Source organism: Rhizobium sp. RAF36 (assembly GCF_052114105.1).
In the GTDB taxonomy this organism is placed as follows: Bacteria; Pseudomonadota; Alphaproteobacteria; order Rhizobiales; family Rhizobiaceae; genus Rhizobium.
In genome coordinates this window covers 37810-62990 of sequence record NZ_JBFREC010000013.1, presented here as the reverse complement: position 1 = coordinate 62990, position 25181 = coordinate 37810, and the positions used below count along the sequence as shown (strand labels likewise).

The window sequence follows — 25181 nt, the reverse complement described above, 5'->3', positions numbered from 1 at the left end:
CGGTTAGCTCTTCTTCGGTTCCTGGCCGTGATGGCGGCCGAAGTCCGGCGCATCGACGTCCTGACCAGCCTGGATGATCGAGCGTCGGATGGCGCGGGTGCGGGTGAAGAGCTCGAAAAGCTTGTCGCCCTCGCCCCAGCGGATCGCCCGCTGCAGATAGGCGAGATCTTCCGAGAAACGCGACAGCATCTCGAGGATCGCATCCTTGTTGTGCAGGCAGACGTCGCGCCACATGGTCGGATCGGATGCCGCAAGACGGGTAAAGTCGCGGAAACCCGAAGCCGAATACTTGATGACCTCGGATTCGGTCACCGCCTCCAGATCGTCGGCAGTGCCGACGATATTGTAGGCGATGATGTGGGGCAGATGCGAAACGATGGCCAGCACCTTGTCGTGGTGCTGCGGATCCATCTCATCGACCCGAGCGCCGAGCGCCTCCCAGAACTGGCGAAGCTTGGCAAGCGCTGCCGGATCGGTACCGGCCACCGGCGTGAAAATGCACCAGCGCTGTTCGAACAGTCCGGCGAAACCAGCATCCGGTCCGGACTTTTCGGTACCAGCCAGCGGGTGGCCCGGAATGAAGTGAACGCCTTCGGGAATATGCGGCTGCATCTGCGCGATAACAGAGGCCTTGGTCGAGCCCACGTCGGTGACAATCGCGCCCGGCATCAGCGTTGCGGCGATTTCCTTGGCGACGCTTCCAGACGCACCGACCGGCACCGAAACGATGACGAGATCCGCACCCTTGACGGCTTCAGCCGCAGACTGGAGATAACGGTCACCGAGACCGAGTTCTTCCGCCCGCTTCAGCGTGTCGGCGCTGCGGGTCGAGATCACCACTTCCTTGGCGATCCCCAGCCGCTTGACGTCGTGAGCAATCGACGAGCCGATGAGGCCGATACCGATAAGCGCGATGCGGTCGAACTGGATGGTCATGCCTTGCGTCCCATAAACTCGCCGAGCGACTCGATAACACCGCGGTTCGCCTCTTCCGGGCCGACGCTCATGCGCAGCGAGTTCGGGAAGCCATAGCCCTTGACCGCACGCAGGACGTAGCCGCGGCTAGTCAAGAACTCGTCGGCATCGGCAGCGCGCTTGCCATCGGCATCGGGGAAATGGATGAGAATGAAATTGGTGACCGACGGCGTCACCGTCAGGCCAATTGTCTCAAGGGCACCCTTGAGCTTCTCGATCCACATCAGATTGAAGGCAACAGCCTCCTGCACATACGCCTGATCGCGAACAGCCGCAGCACCTGCGGAAATTGCCGGCGCATTCATGTTGAACGGCCCGCGGATGCGATTGAGCGCATCGATGATTTCAGCCGGCGCATACATCCAGCCAACGCGGAGCGCTGCCAGGCCATAGACCTTCGAGAAGGTGCGGGTCATGACGACATTGGCGTTGGACGAGACGATCTCGATACCGGATTCATAGTCATTGCGGCGGACATATTCGGCATAGGCGGCATCGAGCACCAGGACGGCATCCTTCGGAAGTCCGGCCTGAAGACGGCGGATTTCGCTGACCGGCACATATGTGCCTGTCGGGTTGCCTGGATTGGCGATGAACACCATCTTCGTCTTCGGCGTCACGGCTGCGAGGATCGCGTCGACATCGACCGCGTGATCCTTTTCCTTGACGGTGACGGGCGTGGCGCCTGCGCCCATGATCTGGATCTTGTAGACCAGGAAGCCATGTTCGGTGATGATCGCCTCGTCGCCAGCGCCGAGATAGGCGTGGCAGAGCAGGCCGAGCAGCTCGTCCGAGCCGTTGCCGCACATGATGTTAGCCGGATTCAGACCGTGAACAGCAGCGATCGCCTCGCGCAGCTCATGTGCCTGGCCGTCCGGATAGCGCTCGAGATTGCCAGCGGCGTTCTTGAAGGCTTCGATCGCCTTCGGGCTGGCTCCAAGCGGCGTTTCGTTGGAGGAGAGCTTGTAGACACGGGCAACGCCCGGCGCATGTTCCTTGCCCGGCACATAGGCTGCGATATCAAGAATACCGGGACGTGGAACGGGCTTGCTCTTCTCAACGCTCATGGGATCAACCTTGGAAAAATGCCGGGAATTCCGGCTTAAATTGCCCTTTGGCAATAAAACGGAAAGCGGCTTTTGTCGAGTGACTTAGCGGTTGCGCGTGGTCGGAACGCCATGCGGCGCAAGAACCGGCACGAAGACGCGGCGCGAGGCGCGTGCCGCTACCGGCAGACCCTGATAGAGACGCTTCTGCGCCTCGACGATGATGACACCGGAGAAGGCCGGCCACAGTGTCCGTCCGATGCGCTCGAAACCACGCCGCAAGCTGAGAACGGTGCGCAGCTTGGATGGCGGGAAGAACAGCGCCTCGGCGGAAGCTCCGGGCGTGAAATTGGTTTCCCGCAGCAGATGCGTCAGCTGACCACGCGAATAGGGCCGGCCGGAGCCGAAGGGTGTATGCTCCATCCGCGCCCAGACGCCACGCCGGTTCGGCACGACGATTACCAGGCGTCCGCCCGGCGCAAGCACCCGCCAGAGTTCCTTCAGCGTTTCCCGCGGGCTTTCGGCGAATTCCAGCGAATGAACCATCAGCACCCGATCAACGGATGAATCCGGCAGCGGCAATTCCTCGTCGAAGATCAGCGCCGTCGAGGACAGCGAGCCCATGGGCCAGTTCACGGCACCCTGGCCGGCCGGCATGAAGGCGAAGGTGCGCTCGGTATCGGCGCCGAAACGATCGAGAAACGGCACGGCATAGCCGAGACCGACCAATCGCTCCTGCGGCAACCGCACCCAGAGCGATGACAGCGCCATGGCGATCGACTGCTCGGCCAGGCGGCCAAGCTCGGAATGATAAAACTGGCGTAGATCGACAATATCCGCGTGCATTGCAGTAAATGTTATCAGTGGGCGGTTGGACTTCAAGGCCGGAGCCTCTACATTCCGGGCATGTCCGTAGGAAAGAGGCCGTTCAGACTATGAAACCTTTGGAATTAGAAGTTTTTCTCTGCCGATCCGATAATTTTGGCGTTCTCGTGCATGATCCGGAAACTGGCCTGACTGCAACGATCGACGCTCCGGATGCGGCTGCTGTCGAAGCGGCGGCCAAGCGCCGCGGCTGGACGATCTCCCACATCTTCACCACCCATCACCATACCGACCATGTCGAGGGCAATCTGGCGCTGAAAGAGCAGTTCGGCTGCGAGATCATCGGCCCAGTCAACGAGGCCGTCGCCATCCCGGGCCTCGACAAGACGATGGCCGATGGCGACAGCTTCACCTTCGGCGACCATACGGTCAACGTGATCGAGACCCCCGGCCACACCGCCGGCCACATCTGCTACCACTTCGTGGACGACAAGCTGCTTTTCGCCGCCGATACGCTGTTTGCACTCGGTTGCGGCCGCCTTTTCGAGCGCCCCGCCGCCGACATGTGGCATTCGCTGCAGAAGCTCGCGGTGCTACCGGATGAGACGGCCATCTATTTCGGCCACGAATATACCCTGTCGAACGCCCGCTTCGCCGTCACTATCGATCCGACAAATGAGCGGCTGAAGGCGCGCGCTGCCGAAATCGAGACGCTGCGTGCCGAGGGACGCTTCACGATCCCGACGACGCTGGCGCTCGAGAAGGAAACCAACCCCTTCCTGCGCGCTACCGATCCGGCGATCCGCCGCAATCTTCTGATGGAAACGAAGACGAACGAAGAGGTCTTTGCGGAGATCCGCAAGCGCAAGGACAATTTCTGATGTCGCCCGATGAGATCATCGAGGCGCTTTCGATGCAGCCGCATCCGGAAGGCGGCTTCTATGTCCAGACCTTCCGCGACACCAATGGCGGCGAGCGCGGCCATTCGACGGCAATCTACTATCTGCTGAAATCAGGGCAGCGGTCGCATTGGCATCGCGTCCACGACGCCGCCGAGATCTGGCACTATTATGCCGGAGCACCGCTCGCCCTGCATCGCTCGGAAGACGGAACGAGCAGCGAAACGCTGAAGCTCGGCATCGACTTGGCAGGCGGCGAGCGCCCGCAGGCGATCATTCCCGCCAACTGGTGGCAATCGGCCGAAACGCTCGGCGATTTCACGCTTGTCGGCTGCACCGTGTCACCCGGCTTCGAATTCTCGAAATTCGAGATGGCACCGCCGGACTGGGCACCGGCCGGCTGACCTACTCGGCTGCCGCGGCCTGTTTCGGCGCCGCCTTGCGCCGGAACATCTCCTGCGCTGCCAGGATGGCACCACCGGTCACCAGCAGGCAGGCAAGAGCGATCCGCCAGCTCGGCTCGGCAAAGCCGAACAGCGTCAAGATGAGCGTCGAGAGCAGCGGAGCGGCATAGCTTGCAGCGCCGAGGATCTGGATATCACCGTTCTTGACGCCATGATTCCAGGCATAGAAGGCCGCCCCCACAGGAAAGAGCCCGAGCCCGACGACGGCAAGCCACTCGAATGCCGTTTCAGGCCAGACGGTGGTTTCCAATCCGAGATGGCAGACGAGCGACAGGAGAGAGGTCGCGATGCAGAAACCGGTCACGACATCGGTCGAAACAGCATCGAAGCGGCGCGTCAGCAGCGAATAGCCGGACCAGGTGAAGGCGCAGAGAAACGCCGCGCCATAACCGACGGCGTAGGCGCCGTCGAAATTGATTCCGTTGCGGCCGACGATCAGAAACGTGCCGCAGAGACCGGCAAGGGCACCGGCAATATGATACCAGCGGAGCTTCTCGCCGGGCAGCAGCGCCGAGCCGACGACGATCAGCAGCGGCCACAGATAGGCAATCAGCCCCGCCTCCACCGCCGGAGCGTTCCGGAGCGCCGTGAAATACAGGAAATGATAGCCGAACAGCCCGGCGATCCCAACGATCCAGACCTTCGCCGGCTGCTTCAAGAGCGCCAGCCGCGACGGGTTGAGAACGAGGACGGCGATGCCGGGGATACTGCCGATGGCAAAGCAGATCGCCGACAGCTGGAACGGCGGCATCTTGCCGGATGCAGCCGTGAACAGCGCGAGAAACGACCACATCAGAATGGCCGTGAAACCGATCAAAGTTGCCCGAAGCTTCATCATGTCCCCCGATTGCGGAGACAGGCTCCGTCAGCTGGCGCTGTATTTCACCGCCTTGATCGTCACCGTTCCGTATTGCGTCGGAATGCTGACGTAGACTGGAGCATATACATTTGCCGCATCCGCCTTGGCAAACCAGATTTCCATCCGGCCGCTCTTGCTGAGATAATCGATATCCTTGCGGCCCTTCTTATAGCCCGACCGCGGCACGAAGCGCACGCTGCAGACGGTCGCCTTGCCGGTGAACCCATCCGTCGCAAAATCTTCGGAGCCCTTCGGCGATAGCACCAGATCCATGCGCATCTCGCCGTCATAGATCGGCAGCTTCTGCGAGCAGAGCTTCACGTCAGCAGGAAAGATCAGGCCGGAAATCGGATCGAGAACGGATCGCATGTCGCCCGGCGATACATTGATCCAGTTGCTCGGCGGCTTGCGCTCCGGCTTCACCGTCGTCGAGACGATATTACCGTTGCTGTAGCGAACCTCGTAGGTCCGCGCCCGCTTGCCGCTCTTGTAATAGAGCGAATAGCGCTGCGCCTGCAGCCGATCATCGCGAATGACGCCGTCGACGCTGGTCTTAGCCGAAATCGTCGTCACCAAGTCGGCGAGACCGGCCGAACTGATGTCGCCGGATACTGTGTAGCTCTTGTCATCCTCGATCTGCGTGACGAAGGCCGCCCGCGCGATCGGCAGGACACCGAGGGCGACGCGATATTCCGTGCGGTGGCGGATCTCCTCCGCGCCGGCCGGAATCGCCATCGATGCCACGATTGCAGGGATCAAAATCCGTCTGCCCAGAAGAGCCATGAAGCGAGCCTTGTTTGACGGGCGAACGCCGCCCTGTTACGCGGTCTATACTCTGGCCGCTTGTCGAAGCAAACACGAGCTTTTTGACAGAATTGCGGGAAAGGCCAAGGTTTGGCTTGACGCGGCGAGCCGCTCTGACTATAGAACCGCAACTTTCCAATCATGGCCTTGGATTGCAAGCCCGGTTTTGCCGGTGCGTCGTAATTCGGCGGCTGAGAAAAACAAGAATAGGTGTCAAATGTCTCGCGTGTGCGAATTGACCGGCAAGGCCGTCCTCGTTGGCAACAATGTCAGCCATGCCAACAACAAGACCAAGCGCCGGTTCCTGCCGAACCTGTGCCAGGTTACCCTGATCTCCGACGCTCTCGGCCAGCGTTACCGCCTGCGCGTTTCGGCTCACGCCCTGCGCTCGGTCGAACATCGCGGTGGTCTCGACGCGTTCCTGATCAAGGCAAGCGAAAACGAACTGTCGATGCGCGCTCGTCTGCTGCGCCGCCAGATCGTCAAGAAGACTGCAGAAGCTGCTGCTGCCGCCTAAGCATCGGCGCGCTTTCTTCTCGAAAGTTTCAAAAGGCTTGCACGGTTGAAACCGGACAAGCCTTTTGCTTTGCCGGTATGGTACCGGCCAAAATTTGTTCACTCCAACTGGTGGCATCACCCAGGATAAAAAAATGCTGAAGACACGCTATCTGCTTATCTATGTGGCCCTGATGACGCTCGTCGTCGTCGCCTCAAACTTCCTCGTTCAGTTTCCGCTGAACGCCATGGTCGCCGGCATCAACCTTGCCGACATCCTGACCTGGGGCGCCTTCACCTATCCGATCGCCTTCCTGATCACCGATCTGACGAACCGCCAGTTCGGTCCGCAGACCGCCCGCAAGGTCGTCTTTGCAGGCTTCGTTGTCGGCGTCGGCCTGTCCTTCTACACGGCCGTTCCGCGCATCGCGATCGCCTCTGGCTCGGCCTATCTTGCCGGACAGCTGCTCGACATCGCCGTCTTCAACCGCCTTCGCCGTCAGGCCTGGTGGCGCGCGCCGCTGGTCGGCTCGTTGATCGGCTCGGCGCTGGATACGATCATCTTCTTCTCCTTCGCTTTTGCAGCCTTCTTCGTCTTCTTCGGCGCGAACGAACCCTTCGCGCTGGAATCGGCGCCGATCCTCGGCGTATTCTCGATGGAAGCTCCGCGCTGGATCTCCTGGGCGCTCGGCGACTTCACGGTGAAGATGCTGGTTGGACTCGTCATGCTGCTGCCCTACGGCGCTCTGATGAACACCCTGCGCCCGATGCAGGCGACAGCAGCTCGCTAAAAGCAAATGAGGCCGTTGGCGCTATGCCAGCGGCCCTTTCGTTCTGAAGGCAGTATGGCGCAATACTTCCTCGACGAGGCTATCGACCGGCTCTGAGGAATTAAGCCTGAGCAACGGCGTTGCCCTGCCCTTCAGCCATTCCTCGTGCGAAACGGCGCTTCGCCGTTCCGGCCCTGCCGTATCGTAGCTTTCGGCCCATTCCAGGAATTCCTGGCTCTTCTCTGCCATATCGCCACCCGGCTTGATCCGGTCGCCATAGCGGGTCTCCTCGCGCTCCCGGATGCGTGCCATGCGCAATACGGGGTCGATCCTGAGGAAGACGATGAGATCATAAAGTGGCTCGAACTCGGCCGCCCATTTCAACGCCGAACCAGAGAGCACCCAGCCATCGGCGCCTTGGATCGCCTCGCGCAGCATCGAGACCCGCGCCTCAACCGGCCGCTGTGTGGTGAATGGCGGATCGGTCGGCATCCAGAAGAAATGATCGGTGTCGAGGTGCCGGAGCCCAAGCTTCCCGGCAAGGGCTTGACCGAGCGTGGTGGTGCCGGAGCCTGACGCTCCCATGACATGAATATTCAGCATGGCTCTCTCGATTTGGGTGAAGGGAGAGAGCAGATAGCGGAGAGTTGTGACAGTTGTTCGGCGACGCACTCAGTCGGCGAGCCGGAACTCCAGCATCACGTTCCGCTGCAGGATCGAATGGTTATCATCCGAAACGAGGATGACATGGGTCGAGCCATCCTCGGCCTGGAAGGCATCGAGCCCTTCCATATTGTCGATCTGATAGCCGAAATCGGCGGTCATCAGCACCGTACCGGTTGCGACAGCGCCCGGCCGGATTTCGGCGGCAGCGATCCGGCGAATGCGCATGCCGATACCATCTGCCATGTTGAAGCGCCGCTCCAGAAGCAGGAGATCGCCGTCGGGCAGAAACGCCCCGTCGGTCGGATCAAAATCGCCGGAGCGGCTGATAGCAAACCGGCCCTTCAGCGGCCCTTCGAGGATCGCCGCATAGACGTTTCCATCATCATCGAGGCTCTCTTCCGCAACAATGACCGCCGCGCCCTTCAGGGCGCTGTCTGCGGGTGCAATCGCCACCGTCTCGAGGCTCCGGTTGCCGCGCAGTTCATCGCGTGGGATCAGGATGGGCAGCGTGCCCAAGGCGGGTGAATTCGCGAAACCCTGACGAGGATAGATATCGACCCGATGGTTACCCTCGAAGGAAACGAGTGCCCTGTGCTTGTCGAGCGCGAGCCCTTCGGCATCCATGCGGCCCTTGCCTTCGAAACTGCGCCCGGTCGCGTCCTTCATCGGAGTGATATCGACATCGGCAAGGCCGGAAAGACGGCCCTTCGCATCGCGCACCAGCGTCCCGGTCAGCCAATGGCCGGTATCGAGCACCCCCGCCACATGCTTGCGATCCGGATCGACTTTGATCGATGACCACGAGCCGAAGATCCGGTGGCTCGAAACCATTTCCAGGCCACCGATGAATTCCAGCGGGCCGAACCTGGTTTCGTCAGAACCGATCTTGAAGGTGGTGATGACCCGGCTCTCGATTGGAGCGCTCTCGGCAAGCACCGCAGATGGCAGTCCCGCAAGGCAGACAGCAAGCATGGCCACGCGGGAAAAAGCGATCATATGGGTCAGCTGGCGCGGCGCGCGTGGCCGCCACGCGGCTGTGCGGCCTGATCCTCGAACAAAGAGGCCAGCTGTTCGGTCATCGCGCCTGCAAGCTCGTCGGCATCGACGATGGTGACGGCGCGCCGATAGTAGCGCGTGACGTCGTGACCGATACCGATGGCGAGCAGCTCGACCGGCGAACGCGTCTCGATCTGCTCGATGACGGCGCGCAGGTGGCGCTCCAGATAATTGCCCGGATTGACCGATAGCGTCGAGTCGTCGACCGGCGCGCCATCCGAGATCATCATCAGGATCTTGCGCTGCTCACGCCGCGCGATCAGGCGGTTATGCGCCCACATCAGCGCTTCGCCGTCGATATTTTCTTTGAGCAGCCCCTCGCGCATCATCAGCCCGAGATTGCTGCGGGCGCGGCGCCAGGGAGCGTCGGCAGACTTGTAGATGATATGGCGGAGATCGTTGAGGCGGCCCGGCGTCTGCGGCTTGCCACCGGCCAGCCAGCTCTCGCGCGCCTGTCCACCCTTCCAGGCCTTGGTGGTGAAACCGAGGATCTCGACCTTGACGCCGCAACGCTCCAGCGTGCGCGCCAGAATATCGGCGCAGGTGGCAGCAACCGTGATCGGACGTCCGCGCATCGAGCCGGAATTGTCGATCAGCAGCGTCACGACGGTGTCGCGGAACTGCGTGTCGCGCTCCATCTTGAAGGACAGCGCCTGCATCGGATCGATGATCATGCGCGTCAGGCGCGCCGGATCGAGATAACCTTCTTCCAGGTCGAAATCCCAGGACCGGTTCTGCTGCGCCATCAGGCGGCGCTGCAGACGGTTCGCCAGACGGCCGACGGCACCCTGCAGATGCGCCAGCTGTTTGTCGAGGAAGGCGCGCAGCCGCTCGAGCTCCGTGGCATCACAGAGTTCCTCGGCAGTGATGATCTCGTCGAATTCCTCGGTAAAGACCCGGTAATCGACCTTCTCATTGAAATCGGCGAAAGGCGTATTCGGACGGCGGGTCTCGCCCGGCGTCTCGGAATCGTCCTCACCCTCTTCCATCATGTCGTCGTCGGAGATTTCGGCGCCTTCAGTCTCGCCGTCCTCCATCTGTTCGTCGGCGACTTCACTGTCTTCGACCGGTGCAGCATCCGAACCGGCGTCTTCGTCGACCTCGTCCTGATCCTGCTCGTCGCCGCTCGGCTGGTCGTCCTGATCCGAGTCCTCGTCGGTTTCCGGCTCGCTGTCATCGTCGCCATACTCCTCGGCCATTTCCATGGCCGACAGCATGTTGCGGATGACCTTGGAAAAGGCCTGCTGGTCATTGATGACGTTAGACAGATTATCGAGCTCGGCGCCGGCCTTGTCCTCGATGAAAGGACGCCAGAGGTCGAGCACCTTGCCTGCCGAGGCAGGCGGCTTCTGACCGGTGAGCTTCTCGCGCACCATCATCGCCACGGCTTCACCGATCGGCGCGTCTTCCTGGCGCTCGATACCGTTGAAATTTGCCTTGGAATATTTCTCGTCGGTCATGGAGCGCAGGTTCGCAGCCATGCCCTCCATCCGCAGCGCGCCGATCGATTCGACACGTGCCTGTTCAACCGCATCAAACACCGCGCGGGCGTCAGAACCCTGCGGCGCCATGGTCGTGTGGACCTTCTCGTCGTGGCAGGCAAGTCGCAGCGCCATGGAATCGCCGAGACCGCGGGTCACCGCCAGCTCATGTGCCGTCGGCCGCTTGGAAAGCTCGGGCAGCCGGATACGCTCGGCCGTCATTCCCGGACGTTCGTTGGCGAAGGTCACTTCGACCTCGTCGTTACCGGCGATCGCGCGTACGCAGCCGGTTATCGCGCGCCGCAACGGCTCGATATCGACGGGGCCGTTGGGCTTGGCTTTCGAATTGTCACCACGAGATGCCATGATCGACCGGCCTTAGGCCTCCAGAACGATGTTGGCGGCGCTTTCCTTCAGCTCGACGCCAAAGGCACGCTGGTAATGTTCGGCAACCAGCGCACGTTCAAGCTCGTCGCACTTGTTGAGGAAGGTGACGCGGAAGGCGAAGGCGAGATCACCGAAGATCTCGGCATTTTCGGCCCAGGTGATGACCGTACGCGGGCTCATGACGGTCGACAGGTCGCCGTTCATGAAGGATGCGCGCGTCAGATCGGCAACGCGGACCATCTTCGAAACGGTGTCGCGGCCGTCCTTGTCCTTGCCGAAGCTCTTCACCTTGGCGGCGATGATGTTCACTTCATGCTCATGCGGCAGATAGTTCAGCGTCGTGACGATCGACCAACGGTCCATCTGCGCCTGGTTGATCTGCTGCGTGCCGTGATAGAGGCCGGTCGTATCGCCGAGACCGACCGTGTTGGCGGTCGCAAACAGGCGGAAAGCCGGGTGCGGACGGATGACGCGGCTTTGATCGAGCAGCGTCAGGCGGCCGGCGGATTCCAGCACGCGCTGGATGACGAACATCACGTCCGGGCGGCCGGCATCGTATTCGTCGAAGACGAGCGCGACGTTATGCTGGTAAGCCCAGGGCAGGATGCCGTCCTTGAATTCGGTGACCTGCAGCCCATCCTTGACGACGATCGCGTCCTTGCCGATCAGATCGATACGGCTGACATGGCTGTCGAGGTTGATACGCACGCACGGCCAGTTGAGACGCGCGGCGACCTGCTCGATATGCGAGGACTTGCCGGTACCGTGGTAACCGGAGATCATCACGCGGCGGTTATGCGCAAAGCCTGCAAGAATGGCGAGCGTCGTCTCGCGGTCGAAAAGATAGTCTGGATCGAGATCCGGAACATAGGCGTCGCCCTTGCTGTAGGCGGGAACGCGAATATCGGAATCGATGCCGAAAACGTCTCTGACCGAAACGGTCGTGTCCGGCAGAGCGGGAATATCTAACTCAATCTTGCTCATCACGTCTCCAAGGCGGGCATAGCGCCCGGCCATATCTCTCAGGCCATTTCGCAACCGCGACGCCGCAGTTTTCTACCACGCCGTCCAGGGTGAGAACGTCGGCGATGCTTCTCCGGGACTGAAATGAAACCTCGGCGGGATGATGACCCCGAGCATTCTAGAACAAAGTCCCGGACAAGAAACGCCGCGTCCGGAAGGAAGGCAAAGGCGCCAGAAGCAAAACGCAATAATGCATGCCGCGATTGCCTGCGGCCCTAGCCGATTTGGACCATACCCGATTGAAGACGGAGAGCAAGGACGGGAATTAACAAAAACCGTTCTGCTTCAACAATTGATAGGCCTGGATCACGGCACGGAACCGCTCTTCGGATCCGCGGTCGCCGCCATTGGCGTCGGGGTGGTGCTTTTTCACCAGTTCCTTGTAGCGCGTCTTGATCTCGGCCGACGTCGCATCCGCGGCGAGGCCCATCGTATCGAATGCCTTGGCTTCGAGGCTTTTCAGCTTGCGCTGCTCGGGAAAGCGCGGGCCGCTGCCCTTGCTGCCGCTGACGAAGCCGAACGGATCGCGCACCCGGTTATAGGAGCCTGAGCGGACGTCCGATTGCAGCGGGCTGTTCTTGGCGGCCTTGTTGACGCCGACCGTCCAGGTGGGGCGATGACCGGTGATCGCTTCCTTCTGGTAACGGGCGATCTCGCCATCAGACAGGCCGGAGAAATAGTTATAGCCCTTGTTGTATTCCTTGACGTGCTCGAAGCAGAACAAGAAGAACTGCCCCTCGGCATTGCGTCCGACGGGCGCGCGATGCGCACCTTTCTTGTCGCAGCCGTCCCACTGACAGGTCGGGGGAGCCTGTTCGGGTTCCTGCTCGCGTTTGCGGCGGGTGCGGATGCGATCGAAATATTTGGAATCAAGTCTCATGACGGCGCTAATTATGAAGCTGCCGCGGCGCGACAACAAGAATTGACAAATGGGAATGTTGCTGGCTTGGTGGGAACCCCTTTTTTCACCAGCAACTGGACGAAAACGTGACCCTTCAGGCCCGCATTGAAGAAAAACTAACCGAGGCTTTCGTGCCCGAACGTTTGAGCGTCATCAACGAAAGCCACCTCCACGCTGGCCACCAGCCTGACATAACAGGGACAGGCGAAACACATATGCGTGTTCGCATCGTCTCTGAAAAATTTTCAGGGATGACGAGGCTCGCCCGCCACCGGGCCATTACCGAGCTCTTGAAACCGGAGCTCGATGCCGGGCTTCATGCCCTCGCCGTCGAACCCTCGGCACCAGGAGAAGCGACCCGCTGGTAGTGGATACCGGCCCCATATAAGTCTTCGCGGCGCGCAATCCAACAGCAAAAGCCGCTTAGACGGCCTTGGGCGCGTCTTCTTCGGCGGGGCGAATGCGCAGCTTGGTGATGCGGTTCTTTTCCCGCTTCATGACGATGAAGCGCTTGCCGTAGAAAGTGAAGGCCTGGCGCTCTTCCGGGATTGTCATCGACTCGTGAATAACGAGGCCGGCAATCGTCGTCGCCTCCTCGTCGGGAAGCTGCCAGTCAAGCGCCCGGTTCAGGTCACGGATCGGAACGCCGCCATCGACGACAACCGAACCGTCGGCCTCCTGACGGACACCCTGCATCTCGATATCGTGTTCGTCGGAAATATCGCCGACGATCTCTTCCAGAATATCCTCGAGAGTGACGATGCCCTGCACCTCGCCATACTCATCGACGACGACGGCGAAATGCTGCTTGCGGCGCAGGAAAGCGTTCAGCTGATCTTCGAGATTGGTGCTGTCAGGCACGAACCACGGCTTCTGCGCGATCCTGACGACATCAAGATTCTCAGGCTCGACATTCGGCTCGGCCAGCGCCCGCAGCAGGTCCTTCGCATGCACGACGCCGATGATGTTGTCGGTCGTGCCGCGCCACAGCGGCATGCGCGTATAGGGACTTTCGAGGATGGTGCGGACGATCGCTTCCGGCGCGTCGTCGGCATTGATGGCCCGCATCGCCATGCGATGCACCATGATGTCAGACAATTCGAGCTGGCTGAGATCGAGAACGCCGCCGAGACGGTCGCGATCTGCCTTGACGACCGAGCCTTCCCGGTGAAGCAGATCGACCGCACCGCGCAGCTCTTCATGCGCCGTCAGCATCGATGTTTCCCGCGACAGCGTTATGCCGAAGACGCCGAGGATCTTGCGCACGATCGCATTGATGAAGGACGAGACCGGGCCGACGATGGCGACGAAAAGCTTGACGGCAAAGGCAACCGTCAAGGCGAAACGGTCAGGCGTTGAGATCGCCCAGCTCTTCGGCAGAACTTCTGCAAAGATGACCAGGATGACGGTCATCGCCAGCGTTGCGAGCGCCACACCGGAATTGCCGAACAATCCGAGAAACAGGCTCGTCGCCAGCGCCGACGACAGGATGTTGGCGAGATTGTTGCCGATCAGCAGCGCACCGATCAGCCGGTCGCGCCGCTCGATCAGCTCCCGCACCACGCCGGCGCGCTCGTCGCCATTGGCCTCGAGCGTATGAATGCGGCTGCGCGAGACGGCGGTCAGCGCCGTTTCCGATCCGGAGAAGAAAGCGGACATGAGAACGAGGGCCACGATGGAGACAATTTCTGGCCAGTAGACGGAAAGAAATGCCAGCGTGCCTTCGATGCTCATTGCGGGCGCTTTTCCTTGAGGAAGCTCAAAACTTCGGATTGCGGCACGTCATCGGCGATGAAGGATTGCCCGATCCCGCGCGTCAGGATGAAGGTGAACTGGCCGTTCTTGACCTTCTTGTCCTGCGCCATCGCTTCCATCAGCCTTTCGGCCGGCGGCAGCTCGCCCGGGATATCCGACATGCGCGTCGGCAGGCCAACCGCCTTCAGATGCGTCTCGACGCGCTTGGCGTCATCGGGGCTCGCAAGATTCATGCGCGCCGAAAACTCATGCGCCAGCACCATGCCGATCGAAACGCCTTCACCATGCACCAGCCGGGCGCTGTCGTAGGCCGTGGCCGCTTCCAGCGCGTGACCGAAAGTGTGGCCGAGGTTGAGCAAGGCACGCGGGCCATTTTCCCGCTCGTCGGCCACCACCACATCGGATTTCGCCTGACAGCTGGTGGCGATCGCCTGGATGCGGGCATCGCCGCCGGCAAACACGGCCTGCCAATTCGTCTCCAGCCAACCAAAGAAGTCAGGCTTGTCGATCAGGCCGTATTTGGCCACCTCGGCATAGCCCGCCCGGAATTCGCGCTCCGTCAGCGTGTTCAGCGCATGGGTATCGGCAAGCACCAGATCTGGCTGATGGAAGACGCCGATAAGGTTCTTGCCATGGCGGCTGTTGATGCCGGTTTTGCCGCCGACGGATGAATCGACCTGCGACAGCAGAGAGGTCGGCACCTGCACGAAGCGCACGCCGCGGCGCACGATGCCGGCGGCAAAGCCTGCGAGGTCACCGATCACGCCACCGCCGAGCGCCACGACATAATCGTTCCGCTCGACCCGCGCTTCCAGCACCTTGTCGCAGACGGTTATCAGATGTTCGAAGCTCTTGGTCTTCTCGCCGGCCGGCAACACCAGCGTCGAACACGCAATGCCGGATGCTTCCAGGCTCGCGACCAGTGCATCGAGATAGATGGGCGCCACATTCGCGTCGGTGACAATTGCCGCCTTGCGGCCCTTGAGGCGGGCGGTGATTTCGGCACCGGCGCGCGCAATCAGCCCCGGCCCAATCAGGATATCGTAGGCGCGGTCACCAAGCGGCACATGCACCTTCTTTTCGGCGGCAACGGAAGCGATCGCATTCATGGCACTGCACTTTCACTTTGGTGTTCGACCACGGCCTTCAGCACTTCGTCGGCCATCAGTTCCTTGCGCACATCGCGCGAAAGAACGGTCACGTCGGCCTGCGCATAGATCGGGTATCGCGCGTTCATCAGGTTTTCGAGCGTCTGCATCGGGTTTTCGGTCTTCAGAAGCGGCCGCGTATCGCGCTTGTTGACGCGCTCCCAGAGCACATCCAGATCGGCCTTCAGCCACAGCGACAGGCCGCCCTTCTTGATATGCTTGCGGGTGCGGTCGTTGATGAAGGCGCCGCCGCCGGTCGAGACCACGCGTGGCCCGTTCTTCAAGAGCCGCTTCATCACCCGCGTTTCGAGCGCCCTGAATTCTTCTTCGCCGTATGATGCGAAGAGTTCGGTGATCGTCATGCGCGAAACGCGCTCGATCTCGACGTCGCTATCAATGAACGGAATTCCGAGCTGCTGGGCGACAAGGCGCCCGACAGAGGATTTTCCTGCACCCATGAGGCCGACGAGGATAAGATTACGGGACCCGAGCGCGGCGCGAGCTCTGTCTTTCAGACTGTCTGCAACTGTCAGAACTGGGTCACTCATCGGTCCATTCACACTTTGTTTGCAAACGGTATCGACAAATGAAGGTGTAGCGTCAAGTCGCGGGCAAGGGAAACATGTTCCAAATGCGGCTTCTTGCACGCAATCGCGCTTCTTCCTAAAAAGAGGCCAAGCTCATGGAGTTCAAGAAATGCCGACCCTCTTCCGTTTCCTCGCTGTCTTGGCGGTTATCGCCGGGGCGATCTACGGAGGCATGGTGGCCCTGGTGACCTTCGTCGAGCCTCAGCCGCGCGACGTGACGATCCGCATTCCGTCGGAGCGCATCAATCCGCCGGCAACCGGCACCATCGCCCCGGCGAAGAAGTAGGCCGATGCGGGATCTCGGCCGCGTTCACGTGGAATCCTTCCTGGAAATGATGAGCGCCGAACGCGGTGCGGCCGAGAACACGCTGCAATCTTATGAGCGCGATCTCGACGATCTCCACTCCTTTCTGAACGGACGCAGCGTCCGCCTGACGGAAGCGGCCTCCGCCGACCTGACCGCCTACCTTGCCTCGCTTGCGGGCCAGGGCTTCAAGCCCTCTTCGCAGGCCCGAAGGCTGGCCTCGATGCGGCAATTCTACAAGTTTCTCTATGCCGAAGGTCTGCGAACGGACGACCCGACGGGTGTGCTCGACTCCCCGAAGAAGGGCCGGCCGCTGCCGAAAACCATGGGCGTCGAAGAAGTGACCCGGCTGCTGACGCAGGCCGAGCACGAGGCCGGCGATCCTGCCGCCGGGCAACTGAACCGCCGTCGCATGCTGGCGCTTCTCGAATTGTTATATGCCACCGGCATGCGCGTCAGCGAGCTTGTATCGCTGCCGGCCCGGGTCCTGGATCAGGAGGGACGCTTCCTTATCATCCGCGGCAAGGGAAACAAGGAACGTCTCGTCCCGCTTTCGCAATCGGCGATCGCTGCGCTGAAGGCTTACGGCAGCGCGATGGCTGTGGAAAACGCCAGCGCCAAGGAGCCCACCGAGAGCCCCTGGCTATTCCCGGCAGCGTCGAAAGAGGGCCATCTGCCACGACAGGTCTTCGCCCGCGACCTGAAGAACCTTGCGATCCGCGCCGGGCTGACCCCATCTATGATCTCGCCGCATGTCATGCGCCACGCCTTCGCCAGCCACCTGCTGGCCAACGGCGCGGACCTGCGTGTTGTCCAGGAACTTCTCGGACATTCGGACATTTCGACGACGCAGATCTACGCCCACGTCCTGGAAGAACGCCTGCAACAACTGGTGCAAACGCATCACCCTCTTGCAAAACAGGCGAAAAAGCACGAATAGGACCGGCGACAAGGGGCAACGCCAGCAATTGCCCCGGGCACAAGGAACGGAAACGCACCTCATGCACAATTATCTCGACTTCGAAAAGCCGATCTCCGACCTCGAAGCTAAGATCATCGAACTGAAGAAGCTCGCGTCCGAGGACGAGAGCATCGACACGTCGGATGAAGTCGGCAGGCTCGAAGTTCGCGTTCGCGAAGCGATGGTCGATATCTATTCCAAGCTCAACGCCTGGCAGAAGACGCAGGTCGCGCGCCATCCGCAGCGTCCGCATTTCGTCGATTACGCCAAGGTCTTGTTCCAGGAATTCACGCCGCTCGCCGGCGACCGCAAGTTTTCCGAGGACGCCGCCATCCAGGCGGGCCTCGCCCGCTTCCGCGGCCAGCCCGTCGCCGTCATCGGCCAGGAAAAGGGCAACGACACCAAGAGCCGCCTGAAGCACAATTTCGGCAGTGCCCGCCCTGAAGGTTACCGCAAGGCGATCCGTGTGCTTGAAATGGCCGACCGTTTCGGCCTGCCTGTCATCACGCTGGTCGATACGGCAGGTGCCTATCCGGGCGTCGGCGCCGAAGAACGCGGCCAGGCGGAAGCCATCGCCCGTTCGACGGAAATGTGCCTTGGCGTCAAGGTTCCGATCGTTTCCGTCGTTATCGGCGAAGGCGGTTCGGGTGGCGCGATCGCCATTGCCACCGGCAATAAGGTCTTCATGCTCGAGCATTCGATCTACAGCGTGATCTCGCCGGAAGGTGCGGCCTCGATCCTCTGGCGCGATTCCACCCGCGCCAAGGAAGCGGCGACCAACATGAAGATCACCGCCGAAGACCTGAAGTCGCTTGGCATCATCGACGGCATCATCCCGGAACCGCTGGGCGGCGCCCATCGCGATCCGGACCATGTCATTGCCGCCGCAGGCGACGTGATTGCCAATTCGCTTGCCGAGCTTTCGCCGCGTTCCGGCGAGCAGCTGCGCAACGACCGGCGTCAGAAGTTCCTGTCGATGGGCCGTAACCTCTAAGGCAGCCACAGAAAAATTGGCCCGATTAGGGCCAAATCTTGGCCACAATAATGTTATCTACCAGTTTTCGCGCTTGCGGGGGCGCCGCGGGCCGGTCATATCCTCGTAAGGATTTGTAAAGTATAAGCCGCCTATGATTCTCGGTATTGCCCGGATTCTACGGTGTGGAGCGGGTTGAATCTGGTAGTTGGGCTAACTGAATGCGCATTCGTCATTTCGCCTACGTTTCCTTGATGGCACTCGCCTTGGCGGGCTGCAACGACACACTGGAATCGGCAAGCAAGATCGACCTCTCCACCGTCAAGAACAAGGTGGAGCAGCCACTGCCGCCGCGCATCCTGGCGCAGATGAGCGCCAAGAGCATGGATCGCAATTCGCCGATCCTGATCCGCATCTTCAAGGAAGAAGGCGCGCTCGAGATCTGGAAGGCGAAGACCGACAACCGTTTCGACAAGATCGCCGACTACAAGATCTGCGCTTGGTCCGGCCGTCTCGGCCCGAAGGTGAAGACCGGTGACCGGCAGGCTCCGGAAGGTTTCTACAACCTGACCCGAGCCAATCTGAACCCGAATTCGAAATATTATCTCGCCATCAACACCGGCTTCCCGAACAAGTATGACGCCGTCAATGGCCGCAGCGGTTCGGACTTGATGATCCATGGCGCCTGCTCGTCCTCGGGCTGCTACTCGATGACCGACGAACAGGTTCTCGAGATTTACGCCTTCGCACGCGACGCCTTCAAGGGCGGCCAGACCTCGGTTCAGCTGCAGGCCTTCCCGTTCCGCATGAGCGCGGAAAACATGTACAAGCACCGGCTCGACCCGAGCTACGACTTCTGGAAGATGCTGAAGGTCGGCTACGACAATTTCGAAGTCACCAAGCGCCCGCCGGAGGTCAATGTCTGCGAGAAGAAATACTTCTTCAACCAGCAGACGGCTGACGGCGGCGGCTTCAATCCGGCAGGCAAGTGCCCGGCCATGTCGACGCCCCCGGCGCTCGCATCGGCTCTGGCGTCCTACGACAAGACCTATGCCATGGATTATGCCAAGGCCGAGAAGAAGTTCGACGGCCTCGCCTGGTATGACCCGACCGAAGCCGAACGCAAGGCCGTCGTCGCCAAGACCCGCAAGGGCCGCGATCTCGCCTACGCGCCCACCGGAACCTCGCTGGAAGCCGGCCGCATGGTCAAGGTTGCCGAGCTCGAAGGCATGATGTCGAAGCCAGCAGTGCCCGCCACGGTTCCGGCAACGGCGATTGCCGCGGCCACCCCGGCGCCTGCTGCTGTAGCCGCACCGGCGACTGCGGCGCCCGCTCAGCCCGCAGCCACGGCTGTTGCCGAGGCTTCGCCTGCAAACGTTCCGGTTCCGCAGCAGAACCCGCTCGCCTTCGCGCCGGAACCGCCGCAGGAAACAGCCGACGCTTCGAAGAAGCCGTTCTGGAAATTCTGGTCCAAGAATTGAGCGGTTCCGACGCCGTTGCCTATGACCTTCGCGGTCTGAAGTGTCCCCTGCCCGTGCTGAAAACGCGCCGCAAGATGTCCTCGATGGCCAGCGGCGCGCTCATCCGCGTCGAAACGACGGATCCGCTGGCCGGCATCGATATCCCGCATTTCTGCAATGAAGACGGCCATGAGCTGCTGGAAACGGTGAAGACCGAGAGCGGCCACCGCTTCCTGATCCGCCGGAAATAAATCTCAGATCTTCATGCCGGGAATGGCAAGCGGATTGGATTCCAGCGCCGCACGGTCAGGCGTGTCGATGCGCGGCTTGCCGAGGAAGGCATCGAACAGCGTCTTGACGAAGTCCTCGGGCAGATCCTTGGTGATCAGCACCATGCGCGTGCGCCGGTCGTTTTCATCGGGCCAGGCAGGCAGGCGCACCGGCGGATGGAAGATATTCTGGACGCCATGCAGTACCAGCGGCTTATCCGGCCGGTCCGACACCGCAACGATCGCCTTCATCCTGAGCAGCTTCTCGCCATGCGCCGAGCGCAGCAGATCGATGAACATTTCGAGCGCCATCGGATCGATTGGCTTGTCTTCGATGATCGAGAAAGACCGGATCGAGGCGTCGTGACGGTTCACATCATGCGGATCCTGGCCATCGTGGTGATGGTCATGATGGTGGTGATGGCCGTGACCATGATGGTGATGATGATCGTGGTGGTGGTGATCATGCGCGTTTTCATCGCGCAGCCACCGGCCGACATCGGCAATCTTCGTCTCCGGATCGTAGAGGCCATTGACGAGCACGCCGGCAGTGCCGGTCTCTTCGTCATCGGCATCCATCAGAGCCGCCCTCGGATTGAGATCGCGCAGCCGCGCTTTAAGCGCGCCAAGACCTGCGTCATCGACCATCGGCCGCTTCGAGACGATCAGCCGGTCGGCAACAGCCACCTGCTTGCGGGCTTCCTCGTGATTGTCGAGCGTCTGCAATCCGTTGACAGCATCGACGACGGTCACGACGCCATCGAGCTGGAAATTCGTGGCAATGACTGGGTTGCCCATGATCGCCTGCATGACCGGCGCCGGATCGGCGAGCCCTGTCGTCTCGATCACGATGCGCTTCACTGCCTTCACCTTGCCGGTCTGGATCGCATCCATCAGATTGGCGAGCGTATCGACCAGCTCGCCGCGCACCGTGCAGCACAGGCAGCCGTCCGAAAGCTCGATGATCGCATCGCCAGAGCTCTCGACCAGCAGGTGGTCGATGCCGACATCGCCGAATTCATTGATGATGACGGCCGCATCCTTCATCGCCGGATCCTTGAGGATCCGGTTCAGGAGCGTCGATTTTCCCGCACCGAGAAAACCGGTCAGGATGGTGACCGGGATCCGGTCTGCATGCAGGCTCATGGGATCTTGCCTTTAGAACGACGTAGGACGCGGCAGCGGCACGGGGATATTGGCAGCATCGCCCATCGCATCTGCCTTGGCACCCTTGTCAGGCTGGGTATCCTGCCCGGGGATTAGCCCGGCGAAGACGAAATTCGGCTCGTGGTCCATCTCGTGAATGTAAGGCGACTGCACCTTCATGCGGCCCACTTCGTCGCGCGTTTCGCTACGCACCTTGGCGCCCTTGGCGCTGCAGATTTCGGCGCTGATATCGCTGACGGCATCCTGCCCCGGCCCGTAGGGCTTCAGCGAGGCAAGCGTTGCGCTTGATCCGGCGGGCGTTGCAAAGCCCTTCTCCAGCAGATTGGCCGTCGCATCGGCGCGCGCCGCGAGGCTGTCGGTACCGAGCACGACCGAAACCACGGTACGTCCGTTCCGGGTGGCAGAGCCGATCTGGTTGAAGCCCGAAGCACAGATGAACCCGGTCTTCATGCCGTCGGCACCGGCAAAACGGCCGATCAGCAGATTGATGCTCGGCGTATTGGTCTTGCCGTTGGTAAAGCCTTCAAGCGCGAAATAGCCCGAATATTGCGGGAAATCGCGGCGCAGCGCGACGGTCAGGACCGCAAGATCGCGCGCCGTCGTGTACTGGCCCTTGCCCGGAAGTCCGTTCGGATTGACGAAATGCGAATCCGTCATGCCGAGCTTCAGGGCTTCCGCATTCATGCGCAGCACGAAGGCATCCTGCGTTCCGGCCACCGCTTCGGCGACGGCAACGGCGATATCATTGGCCGACTTGACCATCAGGATCTTCAGCGCGCTGTCGAGCGTCAGCTTCTGGCCTGGCTTGTAATACATCTTGGCGGCAGGCTGCGCTGCGGCCTGCTTGCTCATCACGATCGGCGTATCGAGGCTGATCTGGCCGGAGCGGATGGCATCGAAGGTTGTATAGACGGTCATCAGCTTGGTCAGCGAGGCCGGATACCATTTGCGGAAGGCTTCTTCGTGCTCCAGCACGCGGCCGGTCTGGACATCGACGAGAATATGCGGATTGGCTTGCGCCAGCGGAACCGAAGAAAGCAGTGCGGCGGTGGCACTGACGGCGAAAGAGACCGGCCGCAGGGCGGCAAACAAACGATTCTGGCGCGTCGACACGTCTAGTCCTTAAGATGTCCGGAAAATCTCGAAACCTTCACTATTTAACGTATATGGCCATGACATGGCAAAGGCCATTGAATAAGTTCTTTTCGCGGCAGCCGCTATCTCTGCCGCGGAATAGCCCGTTACCGGTACAGGAATTTGAGCATGCCGATTTTGAACAGAGCCGCTGAATTGCAGGACGAAGTGACCGAATGGCGCCGTCACATCCACGCCCGTCCGGAGCTTCTTTTCGCGGTGGAGAACACGGCAGCCTTTGTCGCCGAAAAGCTGAAAGAATTCGGCGTTGACGAAATCGTCACCGGCATCGGCCGCACCGGCGTTGTCGGCCTGATTAAGGGAAATGGCGGAGGCAGCCGCACCATCGGCCTGCGCGCCGACATGGACGCCCTGCCGCTGACCGAAATCTCGGGCAAGCCCTGGGCCTCGACCACGCCGGGCAAGATGCATGCCTGCGGTCATGACGGCCACACCGCCATGCTGCTCGGCGCCGCAAAATATCTGGCCGAGACGCGCAATTTCAACGGCAACGTCGCCGTCATCTTCCAGCCCGCCGAAGAAGGCGGCGGCGGCGGCAACCTGATGGTAAAGGACGGCATGATGGAGCGGTTCTCCATCGAGGAAGTCTATGGTATGCACAACCTGCCGGGCTTGCCCGTCGGCCAGTTCGCCATCCGCAAGGGGCCGATCATGGCAGCCACCGACGAGTTCACCGTCACCATCAAGGGCCGCGGCGGCCATGCGGCCCAGCCGAACCGCACGATCGACCCGATCGCCATCGGCGCCCAGATCGTTGCCAACCTGCAGATGATCGCCGCGCGCACCGTCGATCCGCTGCGCTCGGTCGTCGTCTCCGTCACCAAATTCAACGCCGGCTTCGCCCATAACGTCATTCCCAACGACGCCCAGATCGCCGGCACGATCCGCACGCTCGACCCTGAAGTGCGCGACATCGCCGAAAGCCGCTTCAAGCAGGTCATCAACGGCCTTGCCGCAGCGCACGGCGCCGAAGCCGACATCGCCTTCCATCGCAACTATCCGGTGACTGTCAACCATGCGGCCGAGACCGGCCACGCGATCGCAACGGCAACCGACATCGCCGGTGCGGCCAACGTCAACCCGGAAATCGACCCGATGATGGGAGGCGAGGATTTCTCCTACATGCTGAACGCCCGCCCGGGCGCCTTCATCTTCATCGGCAACGGCGACACCGCAGGCCTCCACAACCCGGCCTACGATTTCAACGACGAAGTCATCACCCACGGCATCTCCTACTGGGTGCGCCTCGCCGAACAGCGCCTCGGCGCCTGATCTATACTGAAAACCGGACTGAAAAAGGCTTGGCTTCGCGCCAAGCCTTTTGTATGCATGAGCCCCAAGTGGTTCCGTAGCTCAGCAGGATAGAGCATCAGATTCCTAATCTGAGGGTCACGCGTTCGAATCGCGTCGGAATCACCACTTCGACGACTGACGTCAAGCTGCAAGTATCTATCCCAAGAACACTAAACGGCATCAGCCGAAGCCGCGCGTGTGTGAGGCGATTTCAAGATAGCCTCCTATAACGGTAAAACGTCGGAGTTAGTGGAAAGGAAAGCGGCATGTCAGAGATACCGGTTTCGGGTGACGTCAAACACACTTTAGTCGATACCTCGGCGCTCCCCACGTCATTCCCAACGCACATGCACGAAACCGAGTTCTGGGAGTGGCTCGGGCGAGCCGTTGCAACGTATGGATTTCTTGAGGAAGTCCTTGGCAAAGCTATCTTCGCCTTTAGCGGAGCACGTACTTATCCTGAAGCAGAGCTCCCACAAGCGATGAAGGCTTGGCAAACTTTGCTTGAACGTGCGGTATCTGAAACCCTCAATCCGCTAATCGGCATCTACGCCAGCGCCGTGAAGGAAAACCCCAAAGCGACTATTCCCGACTTTGATGAATTGGTAAGCCATCTGCGTGAGGCCGCGAAGTTAAGAAATGTTATCTGCCACGGCTCATGGCAGCCGCCTAACTCGGCCGGAGCCTCTGTCCCACTGTACGTTGCCAAGAACGGGCTAGCCATTTTCGAAACCCCCATCGACATCGATTATCTCAAGCAGCTTCAGAGTCACGTTGCAAAGCTTGCAGCTGCTGTAGTTAGCAGCGTGACCTACATGGGATGGAATTTTCCGGGCACAACGGGCCACTCAGCGAAATAGCTTACACTCATGAAGGCACACCCCTCCCACTGACGCGGAAGGGGTGTCGAGACCTTGATCAACCCGGGGTCAGCGTCATCGACGCGCTACCGGCCGCAACATTCAGGCCGAGCTGGCCCGTCACGCTGAGCGCCTGCAGGTGAATCGATCCCGACGTGCCGCCAATCAGCACGTTGGCGCCGACACCGGCACCGACGGTGGCTTCGGCAGATGCGCCGACATAGAGGCCGCCGAGCGAGCCGCGGTGATAGCCGGCGGTCGGGGCGAAGACGGCCCAGACGAGGCGGCTGCGGGTAGTGAAGCCGAGGTCGATGCCGAGCTTGCGGATATCGCCGGTATAGTGATCGGTCACTTCATTGCCGATCGTCGAGCTGAACACGCAATCGGCTTCCTTCGCGGAGCCGAGAACATAGCCGAGGCCGCCGCCGATATCGCAGGTCAGCATGCCGATCTTGACGCCGCCGCGCGTATCCGGTTCCTCGTAGGTCCGGACCATATCGGCAGCGCTCGCCGCCGTGACGCAAGCCTGCGTAAGCGAAGCTGCTGCAATTACCATCGCAATGGTCTTTTTCATCATGGTCTCCTTCTCAAATGGCAC

28 protein-coding genes and 1 tRNA gene are annotated in these 25181 nt (G+C 61.0%); 13 read left to right on the top strand and 16 right to left on the bottom strand.

Annotated elements, in window-relative coordinates; all coding sequences use genetic code 11:
- Positions 1-3: 3 nt before the first annotated feature.
- The 3 genes from AB4Z25_RS28365 to AB4Z25_RS28355 form a co-directional block, all read right to left on the bottom strand.
- Entirely contained in the window at positions 4-936 is a 933-nt protein-coding gene (locus AB4Z25_RS28365; protein ID WP_112539043.1) for a prephenate/arogenate dehydrogenase family protein, read from the bottom strand.
- On the bottom strand, positions 933-2042 hold the full coding sequence (hisC, locus tag AB4Z25_RS28360; RefSeq protein ID WP_112539044.1) for a histidinol-phosphate transaminase: 1110 nt from the start codon (positions 2040-2042) through the stop codon (positions 933-935). The genes AB4Z25_RS28365 and hisC overlap by 4 nt, the downstream gene beginning before the upstream one ends.
- 84 nt (positions 2043-2126) lie before the next feature.
- On the bottom strand, positions 2127-2903 hold the full coding sequence (locus AB4Z25_RS28355) for a class I SAM-dependent methyltransferase (protein ID WP_112386139.1): 777 nt from the start codon (positions 2901-2903) through the stop codon (positions 2127-2129).
- A gap of 53 nt (positions 2904-2956) precedes the next feature.
- Between AB4Z25_RS28355 and gloB the strand changes: the two genes are divergently transcribed.
- Together gloB and AB4Z25_RS28345 are read left to right on the top strand one after the other, a co-directional pair.
- A complete protein-coding gene (gene gloB, locus AB4Z25_RS28350) occupies positions 2957-3727 on the top strand; it encodes a hydroxyacylglutathione hydrolase (protein ID WP_112539045.1) in 771 nt (256 codons plus the stop codon).
- On the top strand, positions 3727-4149 hold the full coding sequence (locus AB4Z25_RS28345; protein WP_112539046.1) for a cupin domain-containing protein: 423 nt from the start codon (positions 3727-3729) through the stop codon (positions 4147-4149). Before gloB ends, AB4Z25_RS28345 begins: the two co-directional genes overlap by 1 nt.
- Position 4150: 1 nt before the next feature.
- On the opposite strand, the gene yddG is transcribed toward AB4Z25_RS28345, so the two are convergent.
- Entirely contained in the window at positions 4151-5044 is an 894-nt protein-coding gene (gene yddG, locus AB4Z25_RS28340; protein WP_442210431.1) for an aromatic amino acid exporter YddG, read from the bottom strand.
- Between the two features lie 30 nt (positions 5045-5074).
- Positions 5075-5851, bottom strand: coding sequence for a DUF3108 domain-containing protein (locus tag AB4Z25_RS28335; RefSeq protein ID WP_112386142.1), 777 nt, complete (start codon positions 5849-5851; stop codon positions 5075-5077).
- 238 nt (positions 5852-6089) lie between these two features.
- Between AB4Z25_RS28335 and rpmB the strand changes: the two genes are divergently transcribed.
- Entirely contained in the window at positions 6090-6389 is a 300-nt protein-coding gene (gene rpmB, locus AB4Z25_RS28330) for a 50S ribosomal protein L28 (RefSeq protein WP_112386143.1), read from the top strand.
- 133 nt (positions 6390-6522) lie between these two features.
- Complete coding sequence (locus AB4Z25_RS28325; RefSeq protein WP_112539047.1) at positions 6523-7158, top strand: VUT family protein; 636 nt, start codon at positions 6523-6525, stop codon at positions 7156-7158.
- A 21-nt stretch (positions 7159-7179) separates the two neighbouring features.
- Here the strand turns inward: AB4Z25_RS28325 and AB4Z25_RS28320 are convergent, their stop codons facing one another.
- From AB4Z25_RS28320 to AB4Z25_RS28300, 5 genes are all read right to left on the bottom strand, one after another.
- Positions 7180-7740, bottom strand: a complete 561-nt coding sequence (locus AB4Z25_RS28320; protein ID WP_112539048.1) for an ATP-binding protein — start codon at positions 7738-7740, stop codon at positions 7180-7182.
- A gap of 69 nt (positions 7741-7809) precedes the next feature.
- Positions 7810-8799, bottom strand: a complete 990-nt coding sequence (locus AB4Z25_RS28315; RefSeq protein WP_112539049.1) for an esterase-like activity of phytase family protein — start codon at positions 8797-8799, stop codon at positions 7810-7812.
- A 5-nt stretch (positions 8800-8804) separates the two neighbouring features.
- The gene (cobT, locus tag AB4Z25_RS28310) at positions 8805-10706 is read right to left on the bottom strand and encodes a cobaltochelatase subunit CobT (protein WP_112539050.1); all 1902 of its coding nucleotides are present in this window, start codon (positions 10704-10706) and stop codon (positions 8805-8807) included.
- Between the two features lie 12 nt (positions 10707-10718).
- Entirely contained in the window at positions 10719-11711 is a 993-nt protein-coding gene (gene cobS, locus AB4Z25_RS28305; protein ID WP_112517950.1) for a cobaltochelatase subunit CobS, read from the bottom strand.
- A 304-nt stretch (positions 11712-12015) separates the two neighbouring features.
- The gene (locus AB4Z25_RS28300; RefSeq protein WP_112386147.1) at positions 12016-12630 is read right to left on the bottom strand and encodes a J domain-containing protein; all 615 of its coding nucleotides are present in this window, start codon (positions 12628-12630) and stop codon (positions 12016-12018) included.
- Between the two features lie 107 nt (positions 12631-12737).
- Here AB4Z25_RS28300 and AB4Z25_RS28295 point away from each other — a divergent pair, with 107 nt between their 5' ends.
- The gene (locus AB4Z25_RS28295) at positions 12738-13019 is read left to right on the top strand and encodes a BolA family protein (RefSeq protein ID WP_112386148.1); all 282 of its coding nucleotides are present in this window, start codon (positions 12738-12740) and stop codon (positions 13017-13019) included.
- 55 nt (positions 13020-13074) lie between these two features.
- Here the strand turns inward: AB4Z25_RS28295 and AB4Z25_RS28290 are convergent, their stop codons facing one another.
- The 3 genes from AB4Z25_RS28290 to AB4Z25_RS28280 are packed head-to-tail and all read right to left on the bottom strand — an operon-like array spanning position 13075 to position 16102.
- On the bottom strand, positions 13075-14385 hold the full coding sequence (locus tag AB4Z25_RS28290) for an HlyC/CorC family transporter (RefSeq protein ID WP_112539051.1): 1311 nt from the start codon (positions 14383-14385) through the stop codon (positions 13075-13077).
- A complete protein-coding gene (aroB, locus tag AB4Z25_RS28285; protein WP_112539052.1) occupies positions 14382-15515 on the bottom strand; it encodes a 3-dehydroquinate synthase in 1134 nt (377 codons plus the stop codon). The genes AB4Z25_RS28290 and aroB overlap by 4 nt, the downstream gene beginning before the upstream one ends.
- Entirely contained in the window at positions 15512-16102 is a 591-nt protein-coding gene (locus AB4Z25_RS28280; protein ID WP_112386151.1) for a shikimate kinase, read from the bottom strand. Before AB4Z25_RS28280 ends, aroB begins: the two co-directional genes overlap by 4 nt.
- Positions 16103-16250: 148 nt before the next feature.
- On the opposite strand from AB4Z25_RS28280, the gene AB4Z25_RS28275 reads away from it, so the two are divergent.
- From AB4Z25_RS28275 to AB4Z25_RS28255, 5 genes are all read left to right on the top strand, one after another.
- Positions 16251-16427 (top strand): hypothetical protein, encoded by a 177-nt coding sequence (locus AB4Z25_RS28275; RefSeq protein ID WP_310296189.1) that lies wholly within the window; start codon positions 16251-16253, stop codon positions 16425-16427.
- Positions 16428-16431: 4 nt separating this feature from the next.
- Positions 16432-17385 (top strand): site-specific tyrosine recombinase XerD, encoded by a 954-nt coding sequence (gene xerD, locus AB4Z25_RS28270; RefSeq protein ID WP_112539053.1) that lies wholly within the window; start codon positions 16432-16434, stop codon positions 17383-17385.
- Between the two features lie 61 nt (positions 17386-17446).
- On the top strand, positions 17447-18400 hold the full coding sequence (locus AB4Z25_RS28265; protein WP_112539054.1) for an acetyl-CoA carboxylase carboxyltransferase subunit alpha: 954 nt from the start codon (positions 17447-17449) through the stop codon (positions 18398-18400).
- A 200-nt stretch (positions 18401-18600) separates the two neighbouring features.
- A complete protein-coding gene (locus AB4Z25_RS28260) occupies positions 18601-19860 on the top strand; it encodes a L,D-transpeptidase family protein (protein ID WP_112539055.1) in 1260 nt (419 codons plus the stop codon).
- On the top strand, positions 19857-20090 hold the full coding sequence (locus tag AB4Z25_RS28255; protein ID WP_112386155.1) for a sulfurtransferase TusA family protein: 234 nt from the start codon (positions 19857-19859) through the stop codon (positions 20088-20090). The genes AB4Z25_RS28260 and AB4Z25_RS28255 overlap by 4 nt, the downstream gene beginning before the upstream one ends.
- Before the next feature lie 3 nt (positions 20091-20093).
- Here the strand turns inward: AB4Z25_RS28255 and AB4Z25_RS28250 are convergent, their stop codons facing one another.
- Together AB4Z25_RS28250 and AB4Z25_RS28245 are read right to left on the bottom strand one after the other, a co-directional pair.
- A complete protein-coding gene (locus tag AB4Z25_RS28250; RefSeq protein ID WP_112539056.1) occupies positions 20094-21254 on the bottom strand; it encodes a CobW family GTP-binding protein in 1161 nt (386 codons plus the stop codon).
- Between the two features lie 12 nt (positions 21255-21266).
- Positions 21267-22388 carry a D-alanyl-D-alanine carboxypeptidase family protein gene (locus AB4Z25_RS28245; protein WP_112539057.1) on the bottom strand — a complete coding sequence of 374 codons (1122 nt, stop codon included), beginning with the start codon at positions 22386-22388 and terminating at the stop codon, positions 21267-21269.
- Between the two features lie 150 nt (positions 22389-22538).
- Here AB4Z25_RS28245 and AB4Z25_RS28240 point away from each other — a divergent pair, with 150 nt between their 5' ends.
- The 3 genes from AB4Z25_RS28240 (at position 22539) to AB4Z25_RS28230 (ending at position 24583) form a co-directional block, all read left to right on the top strand.
- The gene (locus tag AB4Z25_RS28240; RefSeq protein WP_112539058.1) at positions 22539-23702 is read left to right on the top strand and encodes a M20 aminoacylase family protein; all 1164 of its coding nucleotides are present in this window, start codon (positions 22539-22541) and stop codon (positions 23700-23702) included.
- Between the two features lie 70 nt (positions 23703-23772).
- Positions 23773-23849, top strand: a tRNA-Arg gene (locus AB4Z25_RS28235).
- A gap of 140 nt (positions 23850-23989) precedes the next feature.
- Positions 23990-24583, top strand: a complete 594-nt coding sequence (locus AB4Z25_RS28230; RefSeq protein ID WP_112539059.1) for a hypothetical protein — start codon at positions 23990-23992, stop codon at positions 24581-24583.
- Between the two features lie 58 nt (positions 24584-24641).
- Here AB4Z25_RS28230 and AB4Z25_RS28225 read toward each other — a convergent pair whose 3' ends face one another.
- Positions 24642-25157, bottom strand: coding sequence for a DUF992 domain-containing protein (locus AB4Z25_RS28225; RefSeq protein WP_112386170.1), 516 nt, complete (start codon positions 25155-25157; stop codon positions 24642-24644).
- Positions 25158-25181: the final 24 nt, after the last annotated feature.